General features: G+C 71.7%; 18 protein-coding genes. 7 read left to right on the top strand and 11 right to left on the bottom strand.

Annotation, left to right across the window (positions count from 1 at the left end; all coding sequences use genetic code 11):
- The first annotated feature begins 186 nt into the window (after positions 1 to 186).
- Positions 187 to 387 carry a hypothetical protein gene (locus AB0M99_RS31840; RefSeq protein ID WP_365926622.1) on the top strand — a complete coding sequence of 67 codons (201 nt, stop codon included), beginning with the start codon at positions 187 to 189 and terminating at the stop codon, positions 385 to 387.
- A 319-nt stretch (positions 388 to 706) separates the two neighbouring features.
- Positions 707 to 1,678 carry a glycosyltransferase gene (locus AB0M99_RS31835; protein WP_365926620.1) on the top strand — a complete coding sequence of 324 codons (972 nt, stop codon included), beginning with the start codon at positions 707 to 709 and terminating at the stop codon, positions 1,676 to 1,678.
- Positions 1,679 to 1,694: 16 nt separating this feature from the next.
- Here the strand turns inward: AB0M99_RS31835 and AB0M99_RS31830 are convergent, their stop codons facing one another.
- From AB0M99_RS31830 to AB0M99_RS31785, 10 genes are all read right to left on the bottom strand, one after another.
- The gene (locus AB0M99_RS31830) at positions 1,695 to 2,675 is read right to left on the bottom strand and encodes an NAD(P)-dependent oxidoreductase (RefSeq protein WP_365926618.1); all 981 of its coding nucleotides are present in this window, start codon (positions 2,673 to 2,675) and stop codon (positions 1,695 to 1,697) included.
- A gap of 14 nt (positions 2,676 to 2,689) precedes the next feature.
- On the bottom strand, positions 2,690 to 3,913 hold the full coding sequence (locus AB0M99_RS31825; RefSeq protein WP_365926616.1) for a beta-ketoacyl-[acyl-carrier-protein] synthase family protein: 1,224 nt from the start codon (positions 3,911 to 3,913) through the stop codon (positions 2,690 to 2,692).
- A 43-nt stretch (positions 3,914 to 3,956) separates the two neighbouring features.
- Positions 3,957 to 5,180, bottom strand: a complete 1,224-nt coding sequence (locus AB0M99_RS31820; RefSeq protein WP_365926614.1) for a beta-ketoacyl-[acyl-carrier-protein] synthase family protein — start codon at positions 5,178 to 5,180, stop codon at positions 3,957 to 3,959.
- Positions 5,177 to 5,443: an acyl carrier protein gene (locus tag AB0M99_RS31815; protein WP_365926612.1), complete on the bottom strand. Its 267-nt coding sequence runs from the start codon at positions 5,441 to 5,443 to the stop codon at positions 5,177 to 5,179. The genes AB0M99_RS31820 and AB0M99_RS31815 overlap by 4 nt, the downstream gene beginning before the upstream one ends.
- A gap of 33 nt (positions 5,444 to 5,476) precedes the next feature.
- Entirely contained in the window at positions 5,477 to 6,619 is a 1,143-nt protein-coding gene (locus AB0M99_RS31810) for a GNAT family N-acetyltransferase (protein ID WP_365926610.1), read from the bottom strand.
- 59 nt (positions 6,620 to 6,678) lie between these two features.
- Positions 6,679 to 7,959 (bottom strand): pyridoxal phosphate-dependent aminotransferase family protein, encoded by a 1,281-nt coding sequence (locus AB0M99_RS31805; protein ID WP_365926608.1) that lies wholly within the window; start codon positions 7,957 to 7,959, stop codon positions 6,679 to 6,681.
- 169 nt (positions 7,960 to 8,128) lie between these two features.
- Positions 8,129 to 8,365, bottom strand: a complete 237-nt coding sequence (locus tag AB0M99_RS31800; RefSeq protein WP_365926606.1) for a phosphopantetheine-binding protein — start codon at positions 8,363 to 8,365, stop codon at positions 8,129 to 8,131.
- Positions 8,366 to 8,433: 68 nt separating this feature from the next.
- Positions 8,434 to 9,387 carry an acyl-ACP desaturase gene (locus AB0M99_RS31795; RefSeq protein WP_365926626.1) on the bottom strand — a complete coding sequence of 318 codons (954 nt, stop codon included), beginning with the start codon at positions 9,385 to 9,387 and terminating at the stop codon, positions 8,434 to 8,436.
- A complete protein-coding gene (locus AB0M99_RS31790; RefSeq protein WP_365926624.1) occupies positions 9,384 to 10,061 on the bottom strand; it encodes a sterol desaturase family protein in 678 nt (225 codons plus the stop codon). Before AB0M99_RS31790 ends, AB0M99_RS31795 begins: the two co-directional genes overlap by 4 nt.
- Before the next feature lie 197 nt (positions 10,062 to 10,258).
- Entirely contained in the window at positions 10,259 to 10,975 is a 717-nt protein-coding gene (locus AB0M99_RS31785) for an SDR family oxidoreductase (protein WP_365926604.1), read from the bottom strand.
- A gap of 222 nt (positions 10,976 to 11,197) precedes the next feature.
- Here AB0M99_RS31785 and AB0M99_RS31780 point away from each other — a divergent pair, with 222 nt between their 5' ends.
- The 5 genes from AB0M99_RS31780 (at position 11,198) to AB0M99_RS31760 (ending at position 19,324) form a co-directional block, all read left to right on the top strand.
- Complete coding sequence (locus AB0M99_RS31780; protein WP_365926602.1) at positions 11,198 to 11,458, top strand: helix-turn-helix transcriptional regulator; 261 nt, start codon at positions 11,198 to 11,200, stop codon at positions 11,456 to 11,458.
- Positions 11,459 to 11,743: 285 nt separating this feature from the next.
- Positions 11,744 to 13,210, top strand: a complete 1,467-nt coding sequence (locus AB0M99_RS31775; protein WP_365926600.1) for an ATP-binding protein — start codon at positions 11,744 to 11,746, stop codon at positions 13,208 to 13,210.
- Positions 13,211 to 13,339: 129 nt separating this feature from the next.
- On the top strand, positions 13,340 to 16,312 hold the full coding sequence (locus AB0M99_RS31770) for a DEAD/DEAH box helicase (protein ID WP_365926598.1): 2,973 nt from the start codon (positions 13,340 to 13,342) through the stop codon (positions 16,310 to 16,312).
- Positions 16,309 to 17,550 (top strand): SWIM zinc finger family protein, encoded by a 1,242-nt coding sequence (locus AB0M99_RS31765; RefSeq protein WP_365926596.1) that lies wholly within the window; start codon positions 16,309 to 16,311, stop codon positions 17,548 to 17,550. Before AB0M99_RS31770 ends, AB0M99_RS31765 begins: the two co-directional genes overlap by 4 nt.
- A gap of 127 nt (positions 17,551 to 17,677) precedes the next feature.
- Positions 17,678 to 19,324, top strand: a complete 1,647-nt coding sequence (locus tag AB0M99_RS31760; RefSeq protein WP_365926594.1) for a hypothetical protein — start codon at positions 17,678 to 17,680, stop codon at positions 19,322 to 19,324.
- Here AB0M99_RS31760 and AB0M99_RS31755 read toward each other — a convergent pair.
- A complete protein-coding gene (locus AB0M99_RS31755; RefSeq protein ID WP_365926592.1) occupies positions 19,292 to 21,769 on the bottom strand; it encodes a helicase-associated domain-containing protein in 2,478 nt (825 codons plus the stop codon). The two genes, AB0M99_RS31760 and AB0M99_RS31755, sit on opposite strands and share 33 nt — an antisense overlap.
- Between the last annotated feature and the right edge of the window lie 16 nt (positions 21,770 to 21,785).

Here is a 21,785-nt window from a genome sequence, read left to right as displayed (position 1 = left end):
CTGGACCCTCGACAAGTCCTATCGTTGCAGGTCAGGAGCACTTCTCGCGTTTTCGATCACGCTTCGGACAGCCCACCTCGTGAAAGCCCGAGGCTAGGGGGACCCAGAAGATGGGAACTCGGGTCAGTGGTTGTCTGATGGGAGGCGCGGGCCTTCGTTACCTCCGGCGCATCCGCCTTGTTGCGCATGGAGGTACCGAAGCACTTCGAGGATCGCCGCGGCTTGTCGGCGCCCCAACTCCTCTCCCTCGGGGCCGTCTACCACGACGTACTTGCGTCTGACCGTCAGGTCGCCCTGCCGGCAGAGCTGGTGCGCAAGATGCGCGAGAAGACGCGTGCGGCCAAGGGCAGCACCGGGCAGACCGGCGAAGACACGGAACAGAGCTGACGCACCGGCGCCGCATTACGCCGGACAGGTGGCTGACCGGTTCGGACACCGGGCGAGCTGCTGCCGAGCCGGTAGAACTGGCGCCATGACAGCGCACGGCATCGCCGCTTCCGCACCCGGACACAGCGGGCGCCGACCCCGTGTCCTCGTACTCACCGCCGAGGTGGGGGCAGGTCACAACGGGGCCGCCGCAGAGTTGGCATGCCGACTGCGCCCGCACGGCGTGGACGCAGCGTGCCGCGACTACCTGGGCGCCCTGCCGGCCGCGAGCCGTTGGCAGCTGCAACGCTATGGGTTCACCGTGGCGTACTTTCCCTGGATGTACGACTGGTTGTGGCGGGCGTCCGATGCCGCTGCACCGGTCTTCTCGATCGCCCGGCGGCCCTGCCGGAAGGCGATGCCCGAAGTCGCCCGCTGGGCGGAGGGCTTCGACACGGTCGTCACGACGTACCCTCAGGCCTGCCAGACGGTGGGGATGCTCCGGGCGACAGGGCAGCTGGCGGTCCCGGCGGTCGGGTACCTGACGGATCCGTACGCCCACCGCATGTGGGTCCACGACGGCATGGACTTGCACCTGACGGTGACGGAGGCGACGGCAGCGCAGGGCCGTGCCCGGTTCGGGATTCCCATGCAGGTCGGCGGGCCGTTGGCCTCCCCCGACTTCGCGGCCCCGGTCGAGGCCGCGGCACGGGCCGCGGTGCGTGCGGAGCTGGGTGTCCGCACCGACCAGGTGATGGCGCTCGTGGTGTCGGGCTCGCTGGGGTTGGGCGACGTGGCGTCCACCGCTCGGGCGCTGAGCTCGGCCCGCGACGTGGTGCCCGTCGTGCTGTGCGGCCGCAGTCGCCGCCTGCACCGGCGGTGCTCCGCGCTTCCGGGTGTTGTGGCACTCGGCTGGCGCAGCGACATGGCGGTCTTGACCGCGGCAGCGGACGTACTCGTGCAGAACGCTGGTGGAATGGCCCTGACCGAGGCCCTGGCCGCCGGCCTGCCCGCCGTGACCTACGCTCCCATCGCTGGGCAGGGCCGGCCGAATGCCGCTGTCCTGGCCCGCAGCGGGTTGGTCCCGTGGCCGCGCAATCCGCAGGAGCTGGTCGCTGCCGTGCGGCAGCAGGCCGCACGTGGGCGGGTGGACCGGCTCGATCCGGACGGGCCACAGCACGTGGTGGCCGTGGTCGCCGAGTTGGCGTACCGGACGTGGGAAGCGCGGACCGCACCGAGCGCCGCGCCGTCGTCGCCCGCCTCCTGCGCATCCGGGGCATCCGGGGCTCAGGGCGGGTCAAACACCGACTGATCCGTCGGAGTCGGGCCTACTGGAACAGCGCACGCATGCCGTCCTCGAAGGACACGTGCGGGTGGAACTGCAAGTCGCGCCGCGCTCGCTCGGGCGAGGAAGTCCAACTCAGGCACGCTTCCCGGGCCTTGTCGCGGTTGAAGGTCGGAAGGTGCCCGAACGGCTGCGAGGCGCCTTCCGCCACCCATCCCGCCAGCTGTACGAGCGGACCAGGGACGGGCAGCACCTTCGGAGCCCTCCTGCCCATGGCCGCGGCGGCGCATCCGGTCAGCTCGGCAAGGGTGTAGTGCCGCCCCTCCGCCAGGTGGTACAGCCCGCTGTCGTTGCTCCGTGGCACCGCGGGCACCCCCCGAACGGCTGCGGCGAGGAGGCCGTCGCACAGGTCGTCGACGTGCAGCGGGGCGTACAGCCCGGTCCGGCCCGCCGGCTGGAGCGCCACTCCCGAACGCACTGCGGAGACCAGCCAGGGCACGAACGCGCGGTCGTTCGGCCCGTACACGATGGACGGCCGGACCAGGACCACGGGCACGCGCCCGCAGAAGTCCCGCGCGACACGCTCGGCGGCCAATTTGCTGTGCCCGTACCAGGAAACCGGAGCGGGCGGATGTTCTTCGGTGCGCGCGACGCCCGGCGCCGGGGCCGGCCCGCCGGCTGCCAACGACGAGCACACGACCAGCCGCGGGGGCGAGGGGGTGTCCGCGAGGACCTCGACGACAGCACGTGTCACGGCCACGTTCCCGTGATGGAACTCTGCCCGCGTGCGTGCCCGCAACGTGCCTGCCAGATGTACGACGATGTCGGCGCCGGCCACCACGGAGGTCAGGCGGGAGGCGTCGTGGGGCAAGTCCACGTCGACCCATCGCACGCCAACGCCCGTCCGGCCGTTGCGTGCCGGCCTCTTGCGCGCCAGAGCGATGGCGTCCCCGCCGAGTTCCACGATCCGGCGGCACAGGTGGCCGCCGATGAACCCGGCGGCCCCGGTCACCGCTACCGTCATGCCGCCGAGGTCCGTCAGCAACGGGCGAATGCCAGGACGGCGTTGTACCCGCCGAACCCGAAGGAGTTGCTGAGGGCGGCCTCGATCCGGGTGACACGCGGGCTGTGGGTGACGATGTCGATCTCTCGGCCGGGGTCCTGCAGGGTGAGGTTGGCCGTGGGCGGGATCAGCTGGTGCTCCAGGGTGAGAACGGTGAGTGCGGCTTCGATGGCGCCGGCGGCACCGAGGGAGTGGCCCAGGATGCTCTTGGGTGCGGTGACCGGGGGTGGGGCCTGTCCGAACACTCGCAGGATGGCATTGGCCTCGGCGGCGTCTCCGACCGGGGTGGAGGTGCCCTGGGCATTGATGTGGCCGATGTCGCCCGGGCGCATCCCGGCTGCGCTCAGGGCGCCGCGCAGGGCCTGTTCGGCCCCGTTGCCATCGGGATGCGGTGCGACGGGGTGGTGGGCGTCATTGCTCATGGCGTGTCCGCGCAGAACGGCCCGGGAGTGCGATCCGCGGCGCAGGGCGTTCCGGGGGCTTTCGAGCACGAGGACGGCGGCGCCCTCGCCGAGGACCAGGCCGTCGCGGTCGATGTCGAAGGGCCGTGAAGCGTGTTCGGGATCGTCGGTGCGTCGGGAGAGGGAGCGCATCTGGTGGAAGCAGGTGGCGGTCATGCGCGACAGGCCGGATTCGGCGCCTCCGGCCAGTGCGATGTCACAGGCGCCCGAGGTGACCAGGTCGGCGGCGACGGCGATGGCAGTCGCACCGGAGGCGCATGCGGAGGCGACCGTGAAGCTGGGGCCCCGAGCGCCGAGGAGGAGGGCGACCTCGCCGGCGGCTGCGCTCGGCACGCTTCGGGGCAGCGCGACCGGTGAGACGCTGCCCGGCCGGTCCCGGCCGAGCAAGGTGAACTCGCGCACATAGGTGTGCAGGCTGTTGCTGCCGACGCCCAGGATGACCGCGATCCGGGAGTTCGCCCATGTCGTGGGGTCGAGCTTCGCGTCGGTGACGGCCTGCTGTGCGGCCGCGAGGGCCAAGTGGGTGAAACGGTCCAGGCGCCGGGCCAGCCGTCGGCCGTAAAGGGTGTCGGCGTCGAAGTCCTCGACGCCGCACGAGATGTCGACGGGCAGCCCGGCCAGGGCGCGGTCGGTGCGGGCCAGGCTCCGTCCGCGGCATACGGAATCCCAGGTGGCGTCGGTCGTGGACCCACCCGGCGTGATCATCCCGATGCCGGTGACGGCGACTTCGCAAGGCATGCTGGTGCTTTCCGATCGTGGGCAGCGGCGCCTGCGCTCCGGCTCATGGCGTCTGGAAGATCAGGGCGGTATTGGCGCCTCCGAAGCCGGCGGCGTTGCACAGGACCGTGCGCAATGCGGCAGAGCGGGGAGCCTTGGTCACGATGTCCAGGTCGATCTCGGGGTCGGGGTTGTCGAGGTTCGCGGTGGGCGGGACGGCTTGGTGGCACAGGCTGAGCACGGCGCACGCGGCCTGGATCGCGGCCGCCGCGCCCAGGGCGTGGCCGATGGTGCTCTTCAAGGCGGTGACCGGCGGGGGTGCGGAGGCGAACACGTGCCGCAGGACCAGGGCCTCGACCGGATCGCCGAGCGGGGTGGCGGTACCGTGGGCGCTGACGTGGTCGATGTCGGCGGGGTCGAGGCGGGCGTCGGCGAGGGCCGCGGTGATGGCTTGGCGCAGTCCACGCCCGTCGGGGTGCGGGTCGGTCGGATGGTGGGCGTCGGCGGCAGCGCCGTAGCCCACGAGCATGGCCCTACTGGCAGCCTTACGGGCGCGGGCGTGTTCGGTGCGTTCAAGAACGAGGACCGCCGCCCCTTCGCCGAGAACGAACCCGTCGCGGTCCCGGTCGAACGGACGCGACGCCCCCGCCGGATCGTGCAGGCGGGTGGAGAGGGCACCGGTGCGGGCGAAGGCGACGGCGGCGAGCAGCGAACGGCCGCTCTCGGCTCCCCCGGCGAGCACGATGTCGCACGTTCCCGACCGGATCAGGTCCCGGGCCACGCCGATCGCGTTGCCGCCGGACGCGCAGGCGCTGGACACGGTGAAGTTCGGGCCCCGGAAGTCGAGGTACGTGGCGACTTCACCGGCGGCCATGCTCGGGACGCTGCGGGAGACCGTCAACGGCGATACGTGCGCGAACTTGCCTGCGGCCATGCGGCTGTGCTGGGCGCCGTAGGTGAGGAGGCTGTTGCCGCCGACGCCGAGGACCACCCCGATCCGTGAGGGATCGGCTGTTCCGGGTACCAGGTGCGCGTCGGTGACGGCCTGCTCGGCTGCCGCGACGGCCATGTGGATGAACGGGTCCGTGCGGCGCGCGAGCCGGTGCTCGATGTACTCGGTCGCCGTGAAACCGGGAAGGGCGCAGGAGATGTCGACGGGCAGCCCTGCCAGGAGCGGGTCGGTGGCCGCGAAGGAGCGGCCTGAGGTCAGGCCGTCCCAAGTGGCATCGACGCCGAGGCCGGCCGGCGTCAGCAGGCCGATGCCGGTGACCGCGATCTGGCCCGTCACGCGGCACCGGAGCCGACGGTGCTCTGCCCGGCGGAGTCGCGCTGGAACGACGTCAGGAGTTCCCTGACGGTGGTCGTGTCGGTGATGTCGAGGTCGTCGGACACCGCGACGTCGTGGTCGTCGGCGAGGATGGTGACGAACTCGGCGATGAGGAGCGAGTCCATCTCCAAGGATGAAATCAAGGTGTCCGGGGTGACTCCCTCCGCACTCGTGCCGGTCAAGTCGGCGAGTACGGCGGCGATCTGATCGTGGGTCAGCTTCATGGTCGGCTTCCTTCAGGACGAGCCCGCGGTGCTTCATGCCTCGCGGTCAGGGGCGAGGCAGGCGCAATCCCCGTTGTGTACTAGGCACCTGCCGTAGAGGCGGTGGCGTTTGTGGACCACGCCGCCGGCGGTGGCGATGCCGCGGTTGGCGGGTTCGTTGTCCGCGAGGATCCACGACACGTCGAGGTCGTCCCATCCGCTCTGACGCGCCTGGGCCAGGGCATCGGCGACGAGGACAGATCCCGCGCCGCGGCGGCGGAGGGCATCGGGGACCCCCAGGGCCATGAGTCGCCCTCGATTGACGGCACGCTGGGCGCGCCAGACACGCCAGGCGCCGCTCGGCCAGCCTGCCCGCGTCAGCCGCCCCCGGGCCGGGGCGAGAGCCTGGTTGAGGTCGGGAAGCAGGACGCTGAATCCCGCCGCCCGCCCGTCCGCTTCGAGGATGCGGACACCGTCCGGTGCGACCTTGCGCACGGTGCGGGCCAGTTGGACGAACTCGGCTTCGGTCATGGGTGCGAAGCCCCAGTTCTCTCGCCAGCATTCGTTGTACAGGTCGCGGACGAGAGCGGATTCGGCCGCGAAGCGCCGGAAGTCCGCCGGCCGTACCCTCAGCCCGTTTCGGCCGCTCACGGCGTCGGCGTATCGGATGACCTGCGTGGCGCGGGTGCTGCCGGTGGGCACTCGCCAGGACAGCAGGTCCTTGACGGGCACGAAATGGTTGCTGGTGAACAACTCCTCGTAGTACGGGGGGTTGTAGGGGATCCCGATGAGGGGGGCGTCGTCGAACCCTTCGACGAGCAGGCCGCATTCGTGGTGCGCGTTGGGGCTCATCGGTCCGATGACCGTGCGCACCGCCTGGGTGCGCAGCCAGTCGGTTCCGCTGTCGAACAGAGCCTGGGCCGCCGAGGGGTCGTCGGCGCACTCGAAGAAGCCGAGATGGCCCTCCCGCCGGTCCTCGGGACCGTCCGGGTCGACGAGCGCCACGACGCGGCCGACGGTCTCACTGCCGCGCTGGGCGAGGAAGTATGCGGCGTTACCGCGCCGAAGGTAGGGATTGCTTCGTGGGTCCAGGAACCGGCGGCGCTCCGCTTCCAGGGGAGCGACCCACCGCGGGTACTCCCGGTAGACGGCATAGGGCTGCCTCAGGAACGCGGTCAGGTGCGCTCGCGATCGCACACGCACGATGACGCACGGCGCGGCCCGCACGCCCGCGCCTCCCCCGGACGGAGCGCGCGTCAGGGAGTGGGACACGGCGCCTCCTCCTGCGCCATGCCGCTGTCCGACCCGTGCCAGCCGTTTCGGGCACCTGGCAGTGTCTCGTGGGCAGCGTCGACGTCGGTGTCGGTGGGGAGCGGAAGATGACGTGCGATCACGTCGAGGATGCGGTCGACCTGGTCGGCGGTGTGTGACGCGGTCACCGAGACGCGCACGACCGCCTGGTCTCCCGGCACGGCCGGTGGCCGGAAGACGGCGGCGAACACGCCCGCGTCCAGCAGCGCCCGCCACGTTGCGGATCCCCGGTCCGGTTCTCCGGCTGGGAGGGCGACGACCGGCCCCGCCCATGCGGGCACACCGTGCCCGAGCTCGGCAAGACCACGGTGCAGGTGATCGGCGGCGCGACGCAGTGCCGCACGGCGTTTGGGGTCGGCGCGCACGATCCGTACGGCTGCCAGCGCCGCCGCCGCAGCGGGCGGCGGCATCGACGCCGAGTACACCGCCGCACGTCCGAAGTGCCGCAACTCCCGCACGGCCACGTCCGGACCGGCGACGAATCCCCCGACGGAGCCGAACGCCTTGGAGAACGTTCCGGTGACGATGTCCACTGCGGCCTCGACACCGAAGTGCTCGGCCGCTCCTCGGCCGTTCGCGCCGAGCACTCCGATGTCGTGCGCGCCGTCCACGATGAGGCCCGCACCGTAGCGCCCGGCCAGCTCCGCGAGTTGTGGCAGCGCGCACAGGTCCCCGCCGAGGGAGAACGCTCCCTCGGTCAGGATGACCGGGGCTCTTCCCTTGTCGACGGCAGTGCGCAGCAGTCGTTCCGCGTGCGCCGTGTCGTTGTGGCCGAACCTGCGGTGCTCCGCCCGGCTCAAGCTGGCCGCGTCCACCAGCGAGGCGTGGTTGTGCTGGTCGGCGACTACGGTGTGGTCGACACCGAGCAGGTGCGCCAGAGCGAGGTTGGCCTGGAAGCCGGTCGGAGCCAGCATGACTGCCGGGCGCTGGAGGAAGTCGGCCAGTTCCTCCTCCAGTTCGCGGTGCAGTGCGATCGTTCCGTTGGTGATCGCGGAGCCCGAGCATGACGTTCCCAGATCGCCGGCGGCCAGTGCCGCTGCGGCACGGACCTGCGGATCGAAGGCGAGTCCGAGGTAATCGGTCGACGCGGCATTGACGGCTCGGACACCGTCGACGACGATCTCTCCCGGCGCCGGCCGCCCCTCGATCACCCGGTAGTAGGGGTAGGCGTCGCCCTGGGCGATAAGGGCGTCGAGCGCCGGGGATGAGGCAATCCAGCTGGACATCGTCTTCCCGTCGAGATCGAAATGGCTGCACACGGAAATCTGGGATCCCGGCCCGCCCGCCGATGCGTGTACGGCGTGATGATTCGCAACCCTACGCACGGTCCACGGGGCGGTTCCATTTCTCACGGACAAACCACCCGAACGGTTCAATGACGTGGTCTGCCGGGAATCACGAACGCAGACGGAAGACCTCGGGAAGGAAGCAGCGGGCCACGCTCTCCAAGGTGCTGTCGTAGGTGACCGACGCTTCGTCGAACCACAGCCCCGTCCGGTCGGTGATCATGGTCGAGATCTCCAACAAAGCCAGGGAATCCAGTTGGATGTCCCGGACCCTGGCCTGTGGATGAACCGCCTCCGGCGCGATTCCGAACTCGCGGACCAATAGGTCGGCCAGCAATGCGTACATGCAACACATCCCGCGTGCAGGGTCGTTCTCACGGACAGATAAGAGGATGACTGGCCCCGGCGCCGCTATCACTGATGTGCGGTCGCCCGCTCGGTGGATCGATTCATGCGCGCGTAAAGGCGTTGGGCGCGGGCGCTCGCTGCCTGCAATTCCTCCACGTGACGCCCGATGCGGTCTTGTGCTTCCTCTCCGACGGACCCCACTGCGGTTCGTTCCATGACGGACAGAGTACGAAGGAGCGGCATGAGCACGTGTTCGCGATGCACGTCCAGGTCGTAGATGCCCGCGGCGGCGATGCGCAGGGCCCGCCGCTGGAATCCCGGAATGGTGGTGCCGGGCATCTGGAATCCGCACACGACATCGGCCAACGCGGCCAGCGCCGGCGCCGGCGCGGCATCGAGGGCCGCGGCGTACAGGTCGCGGTAGAACAGCATGTGCAGGTTCTCGTCGGCGGCGATCCGGGCCATCAGCCGCTCGCCCAGGGGATCACCGCACGCCTGCCCGGCGTTGCGGTGGGCTTCGCGTGTCGCCAACTCCTGGACCGCGACGTATGCCAGGGCGTGCAGGATCGTAGGCTGCCCGCTGGTGAACCCGGTTGTGACCGCGCGCATGCGCTGGCCCTCCAGAGCCACCGGGTCCACCGCCCTGCGCGCATGCAGGTACATCCGCAGAGCGTCGCCGTGGCGGCCCTCCTCGGCTGTCCAGCGGTGCACCCAGGTCCCCCATGCGCCGTCGCGGCCGAGTCGGCTCGCCAGCTCGAAATGGTAGCTCGGCAGGTTGTCCTCCGTCAGGAGGTTGACGACCAAGGCGTCTTGGACCGCATCGGGGATCGGCGACTGGTCCGCCGACCAGGGCAGGCCACCCAGCGGCCCGTCGAAGTCATGGGCGTCCGACCACGGGACGTATGTATGGGGCAGCCAATCCCGCACCGTCTCCAAGTGCCGGTCCAGCAAGCGAGCCATCGTCGGCTCCAACTGCACCAACAAGTCGGCCCATCGGGCGGCTTCCGTTACACCGGTCATCTCTCGGTCTCTCTCGGTGAAGCTGGCCTGGTCCTCGGCGGCCATCCCTGACGGCCGACGACCAGAGGACGAATGTGCTGAACGCCGCGGCCGCGGCCCGTGGTGCCGAACACGTAGTCCCAGTAGGGACAGGTGACCCCGAACCAGGTACGTTCATCCCGGAAGTGATGTCGCATGTGGCATCGGCGCAGATACCGTCCCAGCCGCGTGGTGGGTCTGCGGCGGTGCAGGTGGTGGTGCACGAGCTCATGCGAGAGGTATCCGAGCGTGAAGCCACCTGCGACCGCAGGCCCGGTCCCGCTTCCCAAGGTGGAGCAGAGGAGCCAAATCACGGCAACGAGAGGCGGAAGGGACACCAGCGGCGGCGTCATCGGCCGGCCTTCGTCGCTTGGGTGGTCGTGATGGACGCCATGGATCATCCACTGCACACGCGGCCCGAAACGGATCGGGGCAACGCAGTGGTACGCAATGCGGTGGATCCAATATTCGGCAAGCGTCCATGCCACGTATCCGGCAACGACCAGGGCCGCGGCCCTCCCCCAGCCGAGGGCGCCGCCGCCGACGACGGCAAGTCCGAGTCCGAGCGGACCGAACAGCAGCGTGGGAGTCGCCGCATGGGTCCGCGTGAAACGGTCCAATGAGGGCCACGGCAATACGGACGGCGACGCCCCCATGGCTCGCCTGCGCCCGCTGACCTCTCCCGCATGCAGAGCTTCAGGCACGGAGCTGCAACCCTTCGCGTGACGACGGTCTTGGATCGGCGGGTATCAGAAGCCCTGCCTCAGTGCGCTACCATCCGGAACGATACAACTACACACCGCAACAATCGATTTTCCTCACCCGCATGGCCGCACGTGAGCGCTCGCCCATGTCACACCAGCGCCGCGCCGCCGTCTATCGCGAGCGTGGTGCCGGTGACATAGGCGTTGGACAGGGCGAAGAGATAGGCCGCCGCGGCTTCCTCGGCAGTGCCGACGCGCCGCGTGAGGAGCTCGGACCCGGCGTCCTGGAGGAAAGCCTCCGGGTCCGGGACACTGCCGTCCCACAGCTCGGTGCGGACCACACCGGGCTGGATCACGTTGACGCGCAGGGGGGCGAGTTCGACGGCGAGCGCCCGGGACAAGGCCTCGATGCCGCCGGTGATGCCTGCCGTGAGCGCGGTTCCGGCCAGGGGGCGGATCGCGAGGACGCCGGAGCTGAAAGTGATCGAGCCGCCGTCGCGCAGTCGCGGTGCGGCGTACTTGGCGGAGAGGAACGCGCCCCAGAACCGGCGCTCGAAGACGGCCCTGGCCTCCTGCGGGGTGGTGTCGACCAACGGCTTGATCAGCAGGGATTCGCCCGCGGTGTAGACGAGGTGGTCGAACTCCCCGACCTGCTCGAAGAACGCGGCGATGGCGTTGCCGTCGGCGACGTCCAGGCGGCGGCCTTCGGCCGGCGCGCCCAACCGCTTAGCCGCGGCGTCCACGCGGTCCTGATTGCTGGAGGCGACCACGACGTCCGCGCCGGCCGCCGCGGCCTGTTGGGCCACCGCGAAGCCGATGCCGGAGGTTCCACCGATGATCACGATCTTCTTGCCGGCCAGAGACATGGAATCCATTCCTTTGTAGATGCAGTGCCGGGGTTCGGCAACCGCCACGGCAAGAACGTACGCCTCCGAATCGAGACGGTTAATAGCCGTAGATCTTGATTCCCTGTCATATCGTCTCGCCAAGCAGGCACTAGCCTCGCCGTTTCACTTGGTGCGGGCCGGTTTCTGTGTGGTAACGCAAAAGTGCCTTCTGAGCTGGGACGATGAACCTAACTGAGCGGGGTGCACCGCCTGCGGTTCGCGGAGCCCGCGGAGGAAACGGGCGTCGTCCGGCTCACTCCCCGCGAGTCCGAGGTGCTGGCCCTGTGGCAGTCCGGACTCACCGGGCACGCCATCGCCCGCCGCCTCGGCATCACCCCTCGGACCGTCGACAAGCACGCCGAGAACCTGCGCCACAAGCTCGGCACTCCGGACCGCACCAGCACAGTCCTGCGCGCCCAGGCCCTCGGCCTGCTCACCGCCGGCGTAAGCCCGGGGCTGTGAGCCCCCGGGACCGATCCCGGCGATCCGCTGCCACAGTCCAGCCGCCTGCGCGAGGATCACCCTCTGCTGACATCAGCCGCAAGGTCAGCGCACGGGTCGGCTACACCAGAATCTCCCCCTCCTCGGCGGTGAGCTCGGCCATGTACGCCAGCCGCAGACCGCCGCGGTGACGCCCGTCACGGACGGGCAGCACTGGTTCACGCGACCGGGTGATTCTCACCGCCACACACCAGCAGAATGAATAACCCGAGTTATAATAGTTCTCCTTATATAAAGGGGGCGCTCATGGACAAGCCCGCCGAGATGTTCGACCGCCACTTCGAGTGGGCCGAGCTGACCCGGTTCGCCGGCCTGCCCGGGCCGCGGGCCATGCTCGGGGTGGTCTCGGGGCGCCGGCGCCAGGGCAAGACATTCCTGCTCGACGCGGTCACCCGCGCCGGCGGGGGCTTCATGTTCACCGCGACCGAGACGACCGAGGCCGACGCGCTGCGCCAGTTCGGCGAGGCCCTGGCCCGCTACCGCGGCCAGGCCACGCCGTTCCGCTTCGCACACTGGGACGAGGCCGTCACCGAACTCCTGCGGCTCGCCGACCGCGGCCCGACCACCGTGGTGATCGACGAGTTTCCCTTCCTGGCCAAGGCGTCACCCGCCCTGCCCTCGGTCATCCAGCGGGCTCTCGACCCGGCCGCCCAGCACACCAACACGCCCGTACGGCTCCTGCTCTGCGGATCCGCCCTGTCGTTCATGGGAAAGCTGCTGTCCGGCAACGCCCCGCTACGGGGCCGCGCCGGCCTCGAACTCGTCGTCCCCACCCTCGACTTCCGGCTCGCCGCCGAGTTCTGGGAGATCTCCGACCCCCGCACCGCCCTCATGACCAACGCCATCGTGGGCGGCACCCCCGCCTACCGCCGCGAATTCACACAGGGCGACACCCCTGAAGGACCGGACGACTTCGACGACTGGGTTGCCCGCGCCGTCCTCAACCCCGCCCGCCCCCTCTTCCGCGAAGCCCGCTACCTCCTGGCGGAAGAACCCGAACTCCACGACGTCGCGCTCTACCACTCCGTGCTCGCCGCGATCGCGAACGGCAATGCCTCGCGCGGCGGCATCGCCGACTACCTCGGCCGCAAATCCACCGACCTCGCCCACCCGCTCAGCGTCCTCCAGGACGTCGGGATGATCACCCACGAAACCGACGCCTTCCGCCGCAACCGCTCCGCATACCGCATCGCCGAACCGCTGGTGACCTTCTACCACTCGGTCATGCGCCCGGTCTGGGGAGATCTGGAACGTCCGGGACGCGCCCCCGCCGTATGGCGCCGCGCCCAGTCCACGTTCCGCAGCAAGGTCATCGGCCCCCACTTCGAACAGGTCTGCCGCGAATGGGCCCGCTGGCACGCGGCCCCCGAAACCCACGGCGGCCAGGTCTCCCGCGTCGCCAGCGGCACCGTCAACGACCCCGCGGCCCGTACCAGCCACGAAGTTGACGCCGCTGTCTACGGCGACACCGGGTCCGGCCGCGAAACACTCCTCGCCATCGGCGAAGCCAAGTGGAACGACATCATGGGAATGAGCCACCTGGAGCGACTTCAGCACATCCGTAGTCTCCTCACCGCACGCGGCACCGCCACCGACGACACCCGACTGCAGTGCTTCAGCGGCGCAGGCTTCACCGACGAAATGCGCCACCTCGCCGAGAACGACCCCACGATCCAGCTGATCGACATCGACCGCCTCTATCACGGCGCATGAACACTCCTCGTGGACGGCGTGTCCCAGCTCTGGGCAGAGTTTGTCCGCCATCCGCGTGCTGTGCTGCAATCGTTTCGTAGTGTCGGTGACGGTCGGCGGCGGCCGTCGGTAGGGGGACGGAACCTTCGTATGGCTCGCATCGTCGTTCCGGTCGGGCCCTCTCATGCCCCCGCGTCCGAGCCACTGGTGTCCGCGGAATGCGCGGCCTGGGTGCGGGGGCTGCTCAGCGCGGGCTGGGCCGCGGTGTTCGTGGCGGGGGAGCCGGACCGGCTCGGGCGGCTGCATCTGTGGCATCCCGCCGGCTCGCCGGAGGCGTGGACGCCGCATCCCGTCGGCGTCGAGGTGGAGCAGGTCGAACTGGTCCTGCCGCACGGCCGCTCCGTACGCCGCCGCACGGTCGGCTCGTACGCCGTGCCGCCCGCGACGGCCGCGATCGCGCTGCTGGACGCCGTCCCGCCGTCGCACCCCGGGGAACCCTCGAGCGCCGCCGCAATCCCGCACCAGGGCGCCGCCGACGCGCCCCCACACCCGCGGCTGCCGCCGTACGCCACCGCGCTCCACCCCTCAGCCGCCGCCTGGGCGGCGGCCGCCCGTCTCGCGCTGCGCATGCTCGCCGAGGGGCGGCTGTATCCGGCGCTCACCGCGCAGGGGTACGACGCCTGGCGCATCGGCCCGTACGACACCGCGGCCCGGCAGGCCGTCGATGAACTTGCGGCCGCCTTTCCGCCGTACGCCCACTGCCTCCCGCTACCGGGTACCTCCCCGGTACGTATCGTCGAACCCGCCCCGCTCGTCCGGGACTTCGCCGACGCTGTCACCGACGCGCTGGCCCGCACCCCCGCCGCCGCGCTCGCCCTGGGTCGGCTCCCCTACGCGTGGCTCGACGTACGCCCGGTGCCGGCCCTCCGCGAGTGGGCCGAGGAGACCGACGCGGGACTGTCCGCGAAGGTCACGGTCAGCCTGCGCGCCGAGCCGCCCACCGCACGACGCATGCAGTTCCGCGCGGTCGTACAGCTGCACACCGCCGACGACCCGGCCCTGGTCGTTGAGGCCGACCGGCTGTGGGCCGATCCCACCGCCGTGCAGCGGCAGTTGGGGCCGCGGGCGGAGACCGAGACGCTGCTCGCGCTGCGCCGCGGCGCCCGCGTCTGGCCACCGCTGGGCCGGCTGCTCCGGGAGACCGCCCCCGACCAGCTGCACCTGAGCGACGACGAGGCTCTCGACCTGCTCGGAGACGCCACCGACACCCTGCGCGGCGCGGGCATCGACGTGCACTGGCCCCGCGAACTGGTCAAGGCGCTCACCGCGCAGGCCGAGGTGGGGCAGCCCGGAGCCCCCGGCTCCGCCGCACCCTCGCTGCTGGGCGCCGATGCCTTGCTCGATTTCCGCTGGCAGATCTCACTCGGCGGCCAGGCGCTCACCGAGGCCGAGATGGACGCGCTCGCCGAAGCCCGCCGCCCGCTGATCCGGCTGCGCGACCGGTGGGTGGTCGCGGATCCGAAGCTGGTGGCCCGCGCCAAGCGCCGCCGCGGGAAACCCCTCTCCCCCATGGAGGCGCTGAGCGTGGCGCTGACCGGCGAGGTGAAGGCGGACGGCGAGACCGTACCCGTCGCCGCGACCGGAGCGTTCGCCGCGCTCGTCGACCGTATCCGCGACCCTCAGGCCCGCGAGCCCGTCCCGCAGCCCGCCGCACTGAAGGCGTCCCTGCGCGAGTACCAGATGCGCGCTCTGGCCTGGCTCGCCGACATGTGCGAACTCGGCCTGGGCGGCTGCCTCGCCGACGACATGGGCCTGGGCAAGACCATCACCCTGCTCGCCCTGCATCTGCACCGCATGCAGGACCCGGCGACCGCGGGGCCCACCTTGGTGGTCTGCCCGACCTCGCTGCTGGGCAACTGGCAGCGCGAGGCCGAGAAGTTCGCGCCCGGCGTCCCGGTGCGCCGCTTCCACGGCGGCGACCGGCACCTGGACGACCTGGCCGCCGGCGAGATCGTCCTGGTGACGTACGGAGTGCTGCGGCGCGACCGCGAGCGGCTCGCCGAAGTGACGTGGGGACTGGTCGCCGCCGATGAGGCCCAGCACGCCAAGAACCCGTACAGCACCACCGCCCGCGAACTGCGCGCCCTGCCCGGCAAGGCGCGAGTGGCGCTGACCGGCACCCCCGTCGAGAACAACCTCTCCGAACTGTGGGCCTTGCTGGACTGGACCACGCCCGGCCTGCTCGGCACGCTTCCCGCCTTCCGGGAGCGGTACTCCCGCGCCATCGAAGCCGGTGAGGACCCCGAGGCGGCCGAGCACCTGGGCCGCCTGGTCCGGCCCTTCCTGCTGCGCCGCAAGAAGTCCGATCCCGGGATCGCGCCCGAACTGCCGCCGAAGACCGAGACCGACCGGATCGTGCCGCTGTCGACGGAGCAGACCAGCCTGTACGAGGCGGTGGTCCGCGAGACCATGGACCGTATCCGCGGGAGCGAGGGCATCGCCCGTCGCGGCCTTGTCCTGGGGCTCCTCACCGCGCTCAAGCAGATCTGTAACCATCCCGCCCAGTACCTGCGCCAGTCCGGGCCGCTGGACGGGCGCTCCGGCAAGCTCGAACTCCTCGACGAGCTGCTGGAGACCATCAACGCGGAGGGCGAGTCGGTGCTGGTCTTCACCCAATACACGGGCATGGCGAAGCTCCTCGAAAAGCACCTGGCTGAGCGGGGGCCCGCGCCGCTCTTCCTGCACGGCGGCACCCCGGTGGCCCGTCGCGAGGAGATGGTCGCGGAGTTCCAGGCCGGGAAGGCGCCCGTCTTCCTGCTGTCACTCAAGGCCGCGGGCACCGGACTGAATCTGACCCGCGCCACCCATGTCGTGCACTACGACCGCTGGTGGAACCCCGCCGTCGAGGACCAGGCCACCGACCGTGCCTACCGTATCGGCCAGGACCGGCCCGTGCAGGTGCACCGGATCGTCACCGAGGGGACCGTGGAGGACAAGGTCGCCAGGCTCCTGGAAGCCAAGCGGGCGCTGGCCGAGTCGGTGATCGGCTCCGGCGAGGGGGCGCTCACCGAGCTCGGTGACGCCGAACTCGCCGAACTCGTCGCCCTGAGCAGGCAGTCATGAGCCCGGCGGCGCGGCGCGCGCCCGCCCGCGGCAGGCGCGCCTTCGCCGACACCTGGTGGGGGCGGGCCTGGGTCGCCGCCCTGGAGGACTCCACCCTGGACGCGGGGCGCCTCTCGCGCGGCCGTACGTACGCCCGCCAGGGCAAGGTCGGCGAGGTCACCGTCTCCTCTGGCGTGGTCAAGGCACCCGTGCAGGGCAGCGACTACTACCCGTACCGCACCTCCGTACGCGTCCCCGCCCTGACCGACGATCAGTGGGACACGCTGCTGAACACGATCGCTACCAGGGCCGGGCACACCGCCGCGCTGCTGGACGGGGAGATGCCCGAGGACCTCGTCGAGGACGCCCGCGCCGCGGGGGTACCGCTGCTGCCGCTTCCCACCGAACTCGACCCCGGCTGCTCCTGCCCCGACTGGGGCTACCCCTGCAAGCACGCCGCCGCCCTGTGCTACGCGATCGCCTCCGGCATCGACGCGGACCCCTTCGTCCTGTTCGCGCTGCGCGGCCGCACGAAGGAGAGGGTCTTCGCCGAGCTGCGCCGCCGCCGCATCCCCGCGCCCACATCCGCGCCCGCCGCCCCGGCCGGTGTCCCAGCGGCGGCGGCCTACGCCCGCTGGGCCGCCGAGCAACCCGTGCTGCCCGAGCCGCCCGCCCCCGCCCCATACCGGGCACCCGCCCTGGCCACGGACCCGCCCCCGGACTCCGGCTTGACCGCCGACGGACTGCGGGACCTCGCCGCGGACACCGCCGCCCGCGCCGCCCGCATCCTGGCCGGCGACACCGCTTCCGCGCACCTCACCCGGCGCGCCGACGCCCTGCGGCTGGCCGCCGACCATCGGAGCCCGGAGTGGTTCCACGCTCTACAGGCCGGTACGGGACTGCGCCCGCTGGAGTTCGCCCGCCTGGTGCGCGCGTGGCGGTACGGCGGCGACACCGGTGTGACGACCGCCCTGGAGCCCCTGACGCCCGAGCCCGCGCTCATGGCGGCGGCCCGGGGCGCGCTCGACCGGGCCTTGGCCGAGATGGACGACGCGGCCGCCCCGCCCCGCCTGCGGGCCTGGCGGAACCGTCTCACCCTCGACGATGACGGGCTCCAGCTCCGCCTCGGCCCGGACGCCCACTGGTACCCGTACGCACGCGAGGACGGCGAGTGGTGGCCGTGCGCGGCTTCTGCCCCTGACCCGGTCACCGCGCTCACGGCCGCATGGGACAGGCGCCGGCCACCCGGCGTCTCGTAGGCCTCCCACCGGCGCCCCTCGATACGGTGGCGCCACAACCGCCCGTGCCGTGCTCAACTCGGCGGAACGGCAGAACTGCATCAGGACCCGGTCCAGCGCTGGGTTGGTTCGACCGCGAAGGACAGGTATGACGCAGACGGGCGACACGGGCGACGTGCGAGACCAACTGCTCGGCTGGCTACTGCCGGACGGCGGTCCGGTCAGCTCACTCGCCCAAGAGAACGTGGAGCGATTCTGCTGGTACGAGCTTCCGGTCAAGTGGATGGCCGAGCCCGCCGAGTACCCGCGCATCCTCGCCACTCTGGCCGGGCTCCTCGACGACGCCGGTCGGCCCCGGGCCGCGGCGGTCTGCATGTCTGAGGCCACCCACGAGGCCCTTTCCGCGTGGCAGCGCGCACCCGAGCAGGGGCGGGCCGCCCTTCAGCGGGCGGTGGACGCCTCCCCGGTTACCCCGCCGGACACCGCGATGCTCAGATGGGGGCCGGTGATGGGCATCGACGAGGCCGTCGCCCGCGGCAACGCATCCCGGCTGCTGGAGCAGGCGCTCGACGACGGTGTGCTGGTGCCAGGCTCACGGGGATACGCCGCCGCACGCGTCACGCACCTCGAACGCTGGCTCACCACCCCGCACCCCGCGTACGACGGCCGTACCCCACTGGACGCGATCCACGTCGAGCGCCGCCACACCTGGGCCGAGGCCCCGCCCGCCGCCCGGCGCCGCGTGCGGGGCCCTCTGGCAGACCTGCTGGCCGTGGCGCCCGAGGTGCCCGACGACACGGCCGAACCCCTGCGCTGGCTGCTGGAGTCGGTCGGAGACGGCGTGACGCTGACCCAGGCCGGCTACCTGCCACGCGCCCTCGTCATCGAGGCCGCAGAACGCTACGACTGGTACCTGCCCGGCATGGTGCCGCGCACCGAACACGATGTCTTCCGCCTCGCCGAGCTGCACGAACTGGCCCGCGAAGCCCGGCTGCTCACCAAACGGCACCGCAAGCTCACCCTCACCGCCCGCGGTCGGCAGCACCTCGCCGACCCGGCGCTGCTACAGACCACCGCAGCCCAAGCGTGGTTCGGCGACGGCGTCGCCGCTGATCTCGCCGAAGCCGCCGCTGCTGCCCTGCTCGGCGGGGAACGCACCCTCGACGAGCTCACCACCGCCGCGCACACCCTGGCCGCCGAGGCGTTCACCCTCGCAGACGCAGCGCCCCCAGGCCGGATGACATCCGCCACTTTCTGTGGAAGTGGCTGCGCCCCGGCGAGGCCCTCGGCTTCCTGGCGTACCGCGACCGCCGCCGCTCCACCATCACCCTCACCGCCCCGGGCCGCGCCGCCGCCCTCACCGCGCTGCGGCTGCGCGCCCACGCCCCCAGGAGCACACCCTGGGCATGAACCCCATGCGGCCGCCGCCCTTTCACTCGAGCCGGACGACCTCGCAGATCACCAACTCACCTCCGCTGACCAGCGGCTCTCGCCGTTCCCATGTTCCGAGTGCCCCGCCGGGGGCACTTCGCAGGAAGTGCCCAAGACCCCGCCATCAGCGAGAACGCTGAGACGGGGTCTTCGCGTATGCGCAGCCAACTGCCGTGCTGTGCAGGCGTATGACCGCCTCTGCGGCCTATTCGTGGACGTCTTCCGGGGGCCGGTTCTTCAGCCCGCGGTCGTTATGGCTCTCTCCGGAATCGGTCCACTGCTTGCCGACGCTCGGCCTGCCGGTGTACGCGGCGCCGTCGTCGAGGCGTCGCTAGCCGCCCGAGGTGAGGGTGGCGGCCAGTAGGCGGGCGCTCGCGGGGACGCCTCGGGTCCGTGCAGCATGGCCGGCGTGGGCCCGGTCCAGGGTGGGCATGAGGTTCGGGGCGCGGTCGGTGGGGGCGCGGTCGAGGAGTGTGGTGCCGGTCTCGGCTTCCTGGGTGGGGGCGTAGCCGGCGGCGCGCAGGGCGGTGAGGGTCTCCTCCGGGGGCGCTGTGGAGATCAGGACGGTGGGGGCGATCCGGCGCAGGCGGAGTCTGGTCAGGCCGCGGGCCTGGGCCACCTCGGCGATCAGTCCGGTGTCGTCCGAGCGGATGCAGCAGGCGGAGCGGACGACCTTGAGCTGTCCGTGGGTGCGGGCCGTGTCCTTGATCGTGTAGGTGAGCGGTTGCGGCAATGGGGTGCCGCGCTCGCTCGCGGCGGCGAGGCGGTCGAGCAGTTCGTCCGCACTCCAGCCGGCGTCCAGGGCCCGGCGTAGGGAGGTCGCGGTGATGCGCCAGACCACGGCGTGCCCTTCGGACTCGATGTCGCCGACCGCGGAGAGCAGGTCCGCGAGGACGGGTGCGGGGGCACCGGTGACGGTGGCGGTCAGGTCGCTCTGGAACCGGGCCGTGTCGCTCGGCTCGGGCAGCGCCGCGTACAGCTCTTCGCGGAGGGTGGTCACCGCCTGAGTCAGGGCGGGGCGCGGGGACAGGTCTTCGCCGAGGCCGTCGGAGCCGCGCCCGGCCGGGTCGGCGCCCGCGCCGGGCACTGCCGGGTAGTGGTGTGCGGCTCCCGCCTCCAGCAGCCTGCACAGAGCCCGTCCGACTGGGGTGAGCGCGCCGTGGGCGACCACGCCGAGCAGGGCCGCCTCGGTCAGGGTGGCCGCCAGGCGGTCCAGCACTTCGTCCAGGCCGGTCAGCTCCCCCGTGGCGTCTGCGGCCAGGTGAGCGCGCAAGGCGGGCTGGAACCACGAGGCCAGGGCGAGGAGTTCGGTGAGGCCCCGCGCGTCCCCGGTCAGCCCGTGCCCGTCGGGGAGGACGGCGAGCGCTCGCAGGACGCCGGTGCGCAGGGTCACGGCGTCCTCGTCCTGCGGGCTGATGAGCGCGACCGGGGTCTCGTCCGGGTCGGGCCAGTGGCTGAGAACTGCGGGGACCACAGCCCATGCGGCCAGCAGCGGCAGCAGTTTGCCCGCGGCGGGTGCGGCCGCCCAGGCGTCATAGCGGTCGCTCGGCAGCAGCCGGGCGGCGGGCTTGGGGGCCTTGGAGTTGCGGCGGCCGCGGGGGGCGGGGGCCGGTTCGTCGTCCTGGGGTGCGGCCAGGCCGGCGTTCACCGCGAGGTCCAGCCACAGCCGGGTATCGGCCTCGTCGGCCCCGGCGGCCTTGGCCAGCCGCCGCGTGTCCCGTACGGCGATCCCGCCCGCCTTGCGGATCGCGACCGGCTCGGCGGCCAGCGCCCGCAGTACCAGTTCGGCCCGCCAGGCGGCCGCCGCCGCGGCCGTGCCGCCCTCGCCCTCCCAGCCGGACGGCAGCGGCGCGGTGGCGGTGAACGACTCCGGTTCCAGCCGGGGGCGGGGGACCGCGCCCCCGTCGCGGAGCGCGCGGGCGACCTCGTAGGGAAGCTCCACCAGGTCGAGGCCGACGGGGACCAGCAGCCCCCGCGCGGCCAGCCAGTCGGTGCCCTCGTCGCCGCTGCCGCCCTCCCGGAAGACGTACTTGGAGTCCGGGCCCGCGTACTGCGCCCCGTACCGGCCGACGAAGCAGTGGGTCCGCAGGAGCGGCGGGCCGGGCACCAGGTGGTCCAGCAGCTCCCGCGCCCGGACCGGGGCGTCCGCCACCAGTGCCCGCACCCGGGCGGGATCGGCGAGCAGAGCGGTGATCAGCTCCTGGGCCTGGTCGCGGGTACGGGCCGGGCCCTCGCCGAAGAGGTTCGCGGCGATCCGCTTGACCTCCGGGGCGTTGTAGGCGCAGGTCAGCAGCCGGGTGGCGGTGCGCCCGTAGCCGTCGAACCCGGCGGCCCGGACGTGCAGCAGCGGCGGCAGGGCCAGCTTCCCCTTCGCCGAGGGGAGCAACAGCGCGCGCTCCCGCAGTCGGACGAGCGCCTGCTCCGCCCGCCGCCGCTCCTCCCCCGGCTCGAACCAGGCCAGTACGTCCCGCTCGGGCACGAGGCGGTCCGCGGGCTCCACCGCGGCGACGGGCCTGCGCTGCTGCCAGGGATACCGGGGGCCGTCCTCGGCCTCGCCACCGGCTACGGGGCCGTGCCGCTCCAGGGCGAGGGCGGCGATGGAAGCGAGCAGCTCCAGTTCTCCGGTGGTGCCCGCCATCAGGCCCTGGCCCACCGACTCGTCGGTGAGCAGGTGCTCGGCGAGCTCGCGGAGGGTGGTGATCCGTTTGTACTCGGCGGCGAGCGGCAGATCCCGCTCCTCCAGCAATGCTGTCAACCGCTCGGCATCCAGGGTGCCCAGCCATTTCACGAGGGCGGTACGCGCGTTCACCCAGCCAGGCTAGCGC

Origin of the sequence: Streptomyces sp. NPDC051183 (assembly GCF_040682455.1) — a bacterium.
Taxonomy (GTDB): Bacteria; Actinomycetota; Actinomycetes; order Streptomycetales; family Streptomycetaceae; genus Streptomyces.
Note: the sequence above shows the minus strand (reverse complement) of the source record. Positions and strands in the feature narration are given on the sequence as shown.

Bases quoted from the DNA above. Each gene is read 5' to 3' on its own strand.
- AB0M99_RS31800 (WP_365926606.1), bottom strand. From the start codon at position 8,365: ATGTACGCATTGCTGGCCGACCTATTGGTCCGCGAGTTCGGAATCGCG.
- AB0M99_RS31805 (WP_365926608.1), bottom strand. From the start codon at position 7,959: ATGTCCAGCTGGATTGCCTCATCCCCGGCGCTCGACGCCCTTATCGCC.
- AB0M99_RS31825 (WP_365926616.1), bottom strand. From the start codon at position 3,913: ATGCCTTGCGAAGTCGCCGTCACCGGCATCGGGATGATCACGCCGGGT.
- AB0M99_RS31775 (WP_365926600.1), top strand. From the start codon at position 11,744: ATGGACAAGCCCGCCGAGATGTTCGACCGCCACTTCGAGTGGGCCGAG.
- AB0M99_RS31790 (WP_365926624.1), bottom strand. From the start codon at position 10,061: ATGGGGGCGTCGCCGTCCGTATTGCCGTGGCCCTCATTGGACCGTTTC.
- AB0M99_RS31765 (WP_365926596.1), top strand. From the start codon at position 16,309: ATGAGCCCGGCGGCGCGGCGCGCGCCCGCCCGCGGCAGGCGCGCCTTC.
- AB0M99_RS31830 (WP_365926618.1), bottom strand. From the start codon at position 2,675: ATGACGGTAGCGGTGACCGGGGCCGCCGGGTTCATCGGCGGCCACCTG.
- AB0M99_RS31770 (WP_365926598.1), top strand. From the start codon at position 13,340: ATGGCTCGCATCGTCGTTCCGGTCGGGCCCTCTCATGCCCCCGCGTCC.
- AB0M99_RS31815 (WP_365926612.1), bottom strand. From the start codon at position 5,443: ATGAAGCTGACCCACGATCAGATCGCCGCCGTACTCGCCGACTTGACC.
- AB0M99_RS31840 (WP_365926622.1), top strand. From the start codon at position 187: ATGGAGGTACCGAAGCACTTCGAGGATCGCCGCGGCTTGTCGGCGCCC.
- AB0M99_RS31835 (WP_365926620.1), top strand. From the start codon at position 707: ATGTACGACTGGTTGTGGCGGGCGTCCGATGCCGCTGCACCGGTCTTC.
- AB0M99_RS31760 (WP_365926594.1), top strand. From the start codon at position 17,678: ATGACGCAGACGGGCGACACGGGCGACGTGCGAGACCAACTGCTCGGC.
- AB0M99_RS31785 (WP_365926604.1), bottom strand. From the start codon at position 10,975: ATGTCTCTGGCCGGCAAGAAGATCGTGATCATCGGTGGAACCTCCGGC.
- AB0M99_RS31795 (WP_365926626.1), bottom strand. From the start codon at position 9,387: ATGACCGGTGTAACGGAAGCCGCCCGATGGGCCGACTTGTTGGTGCAG.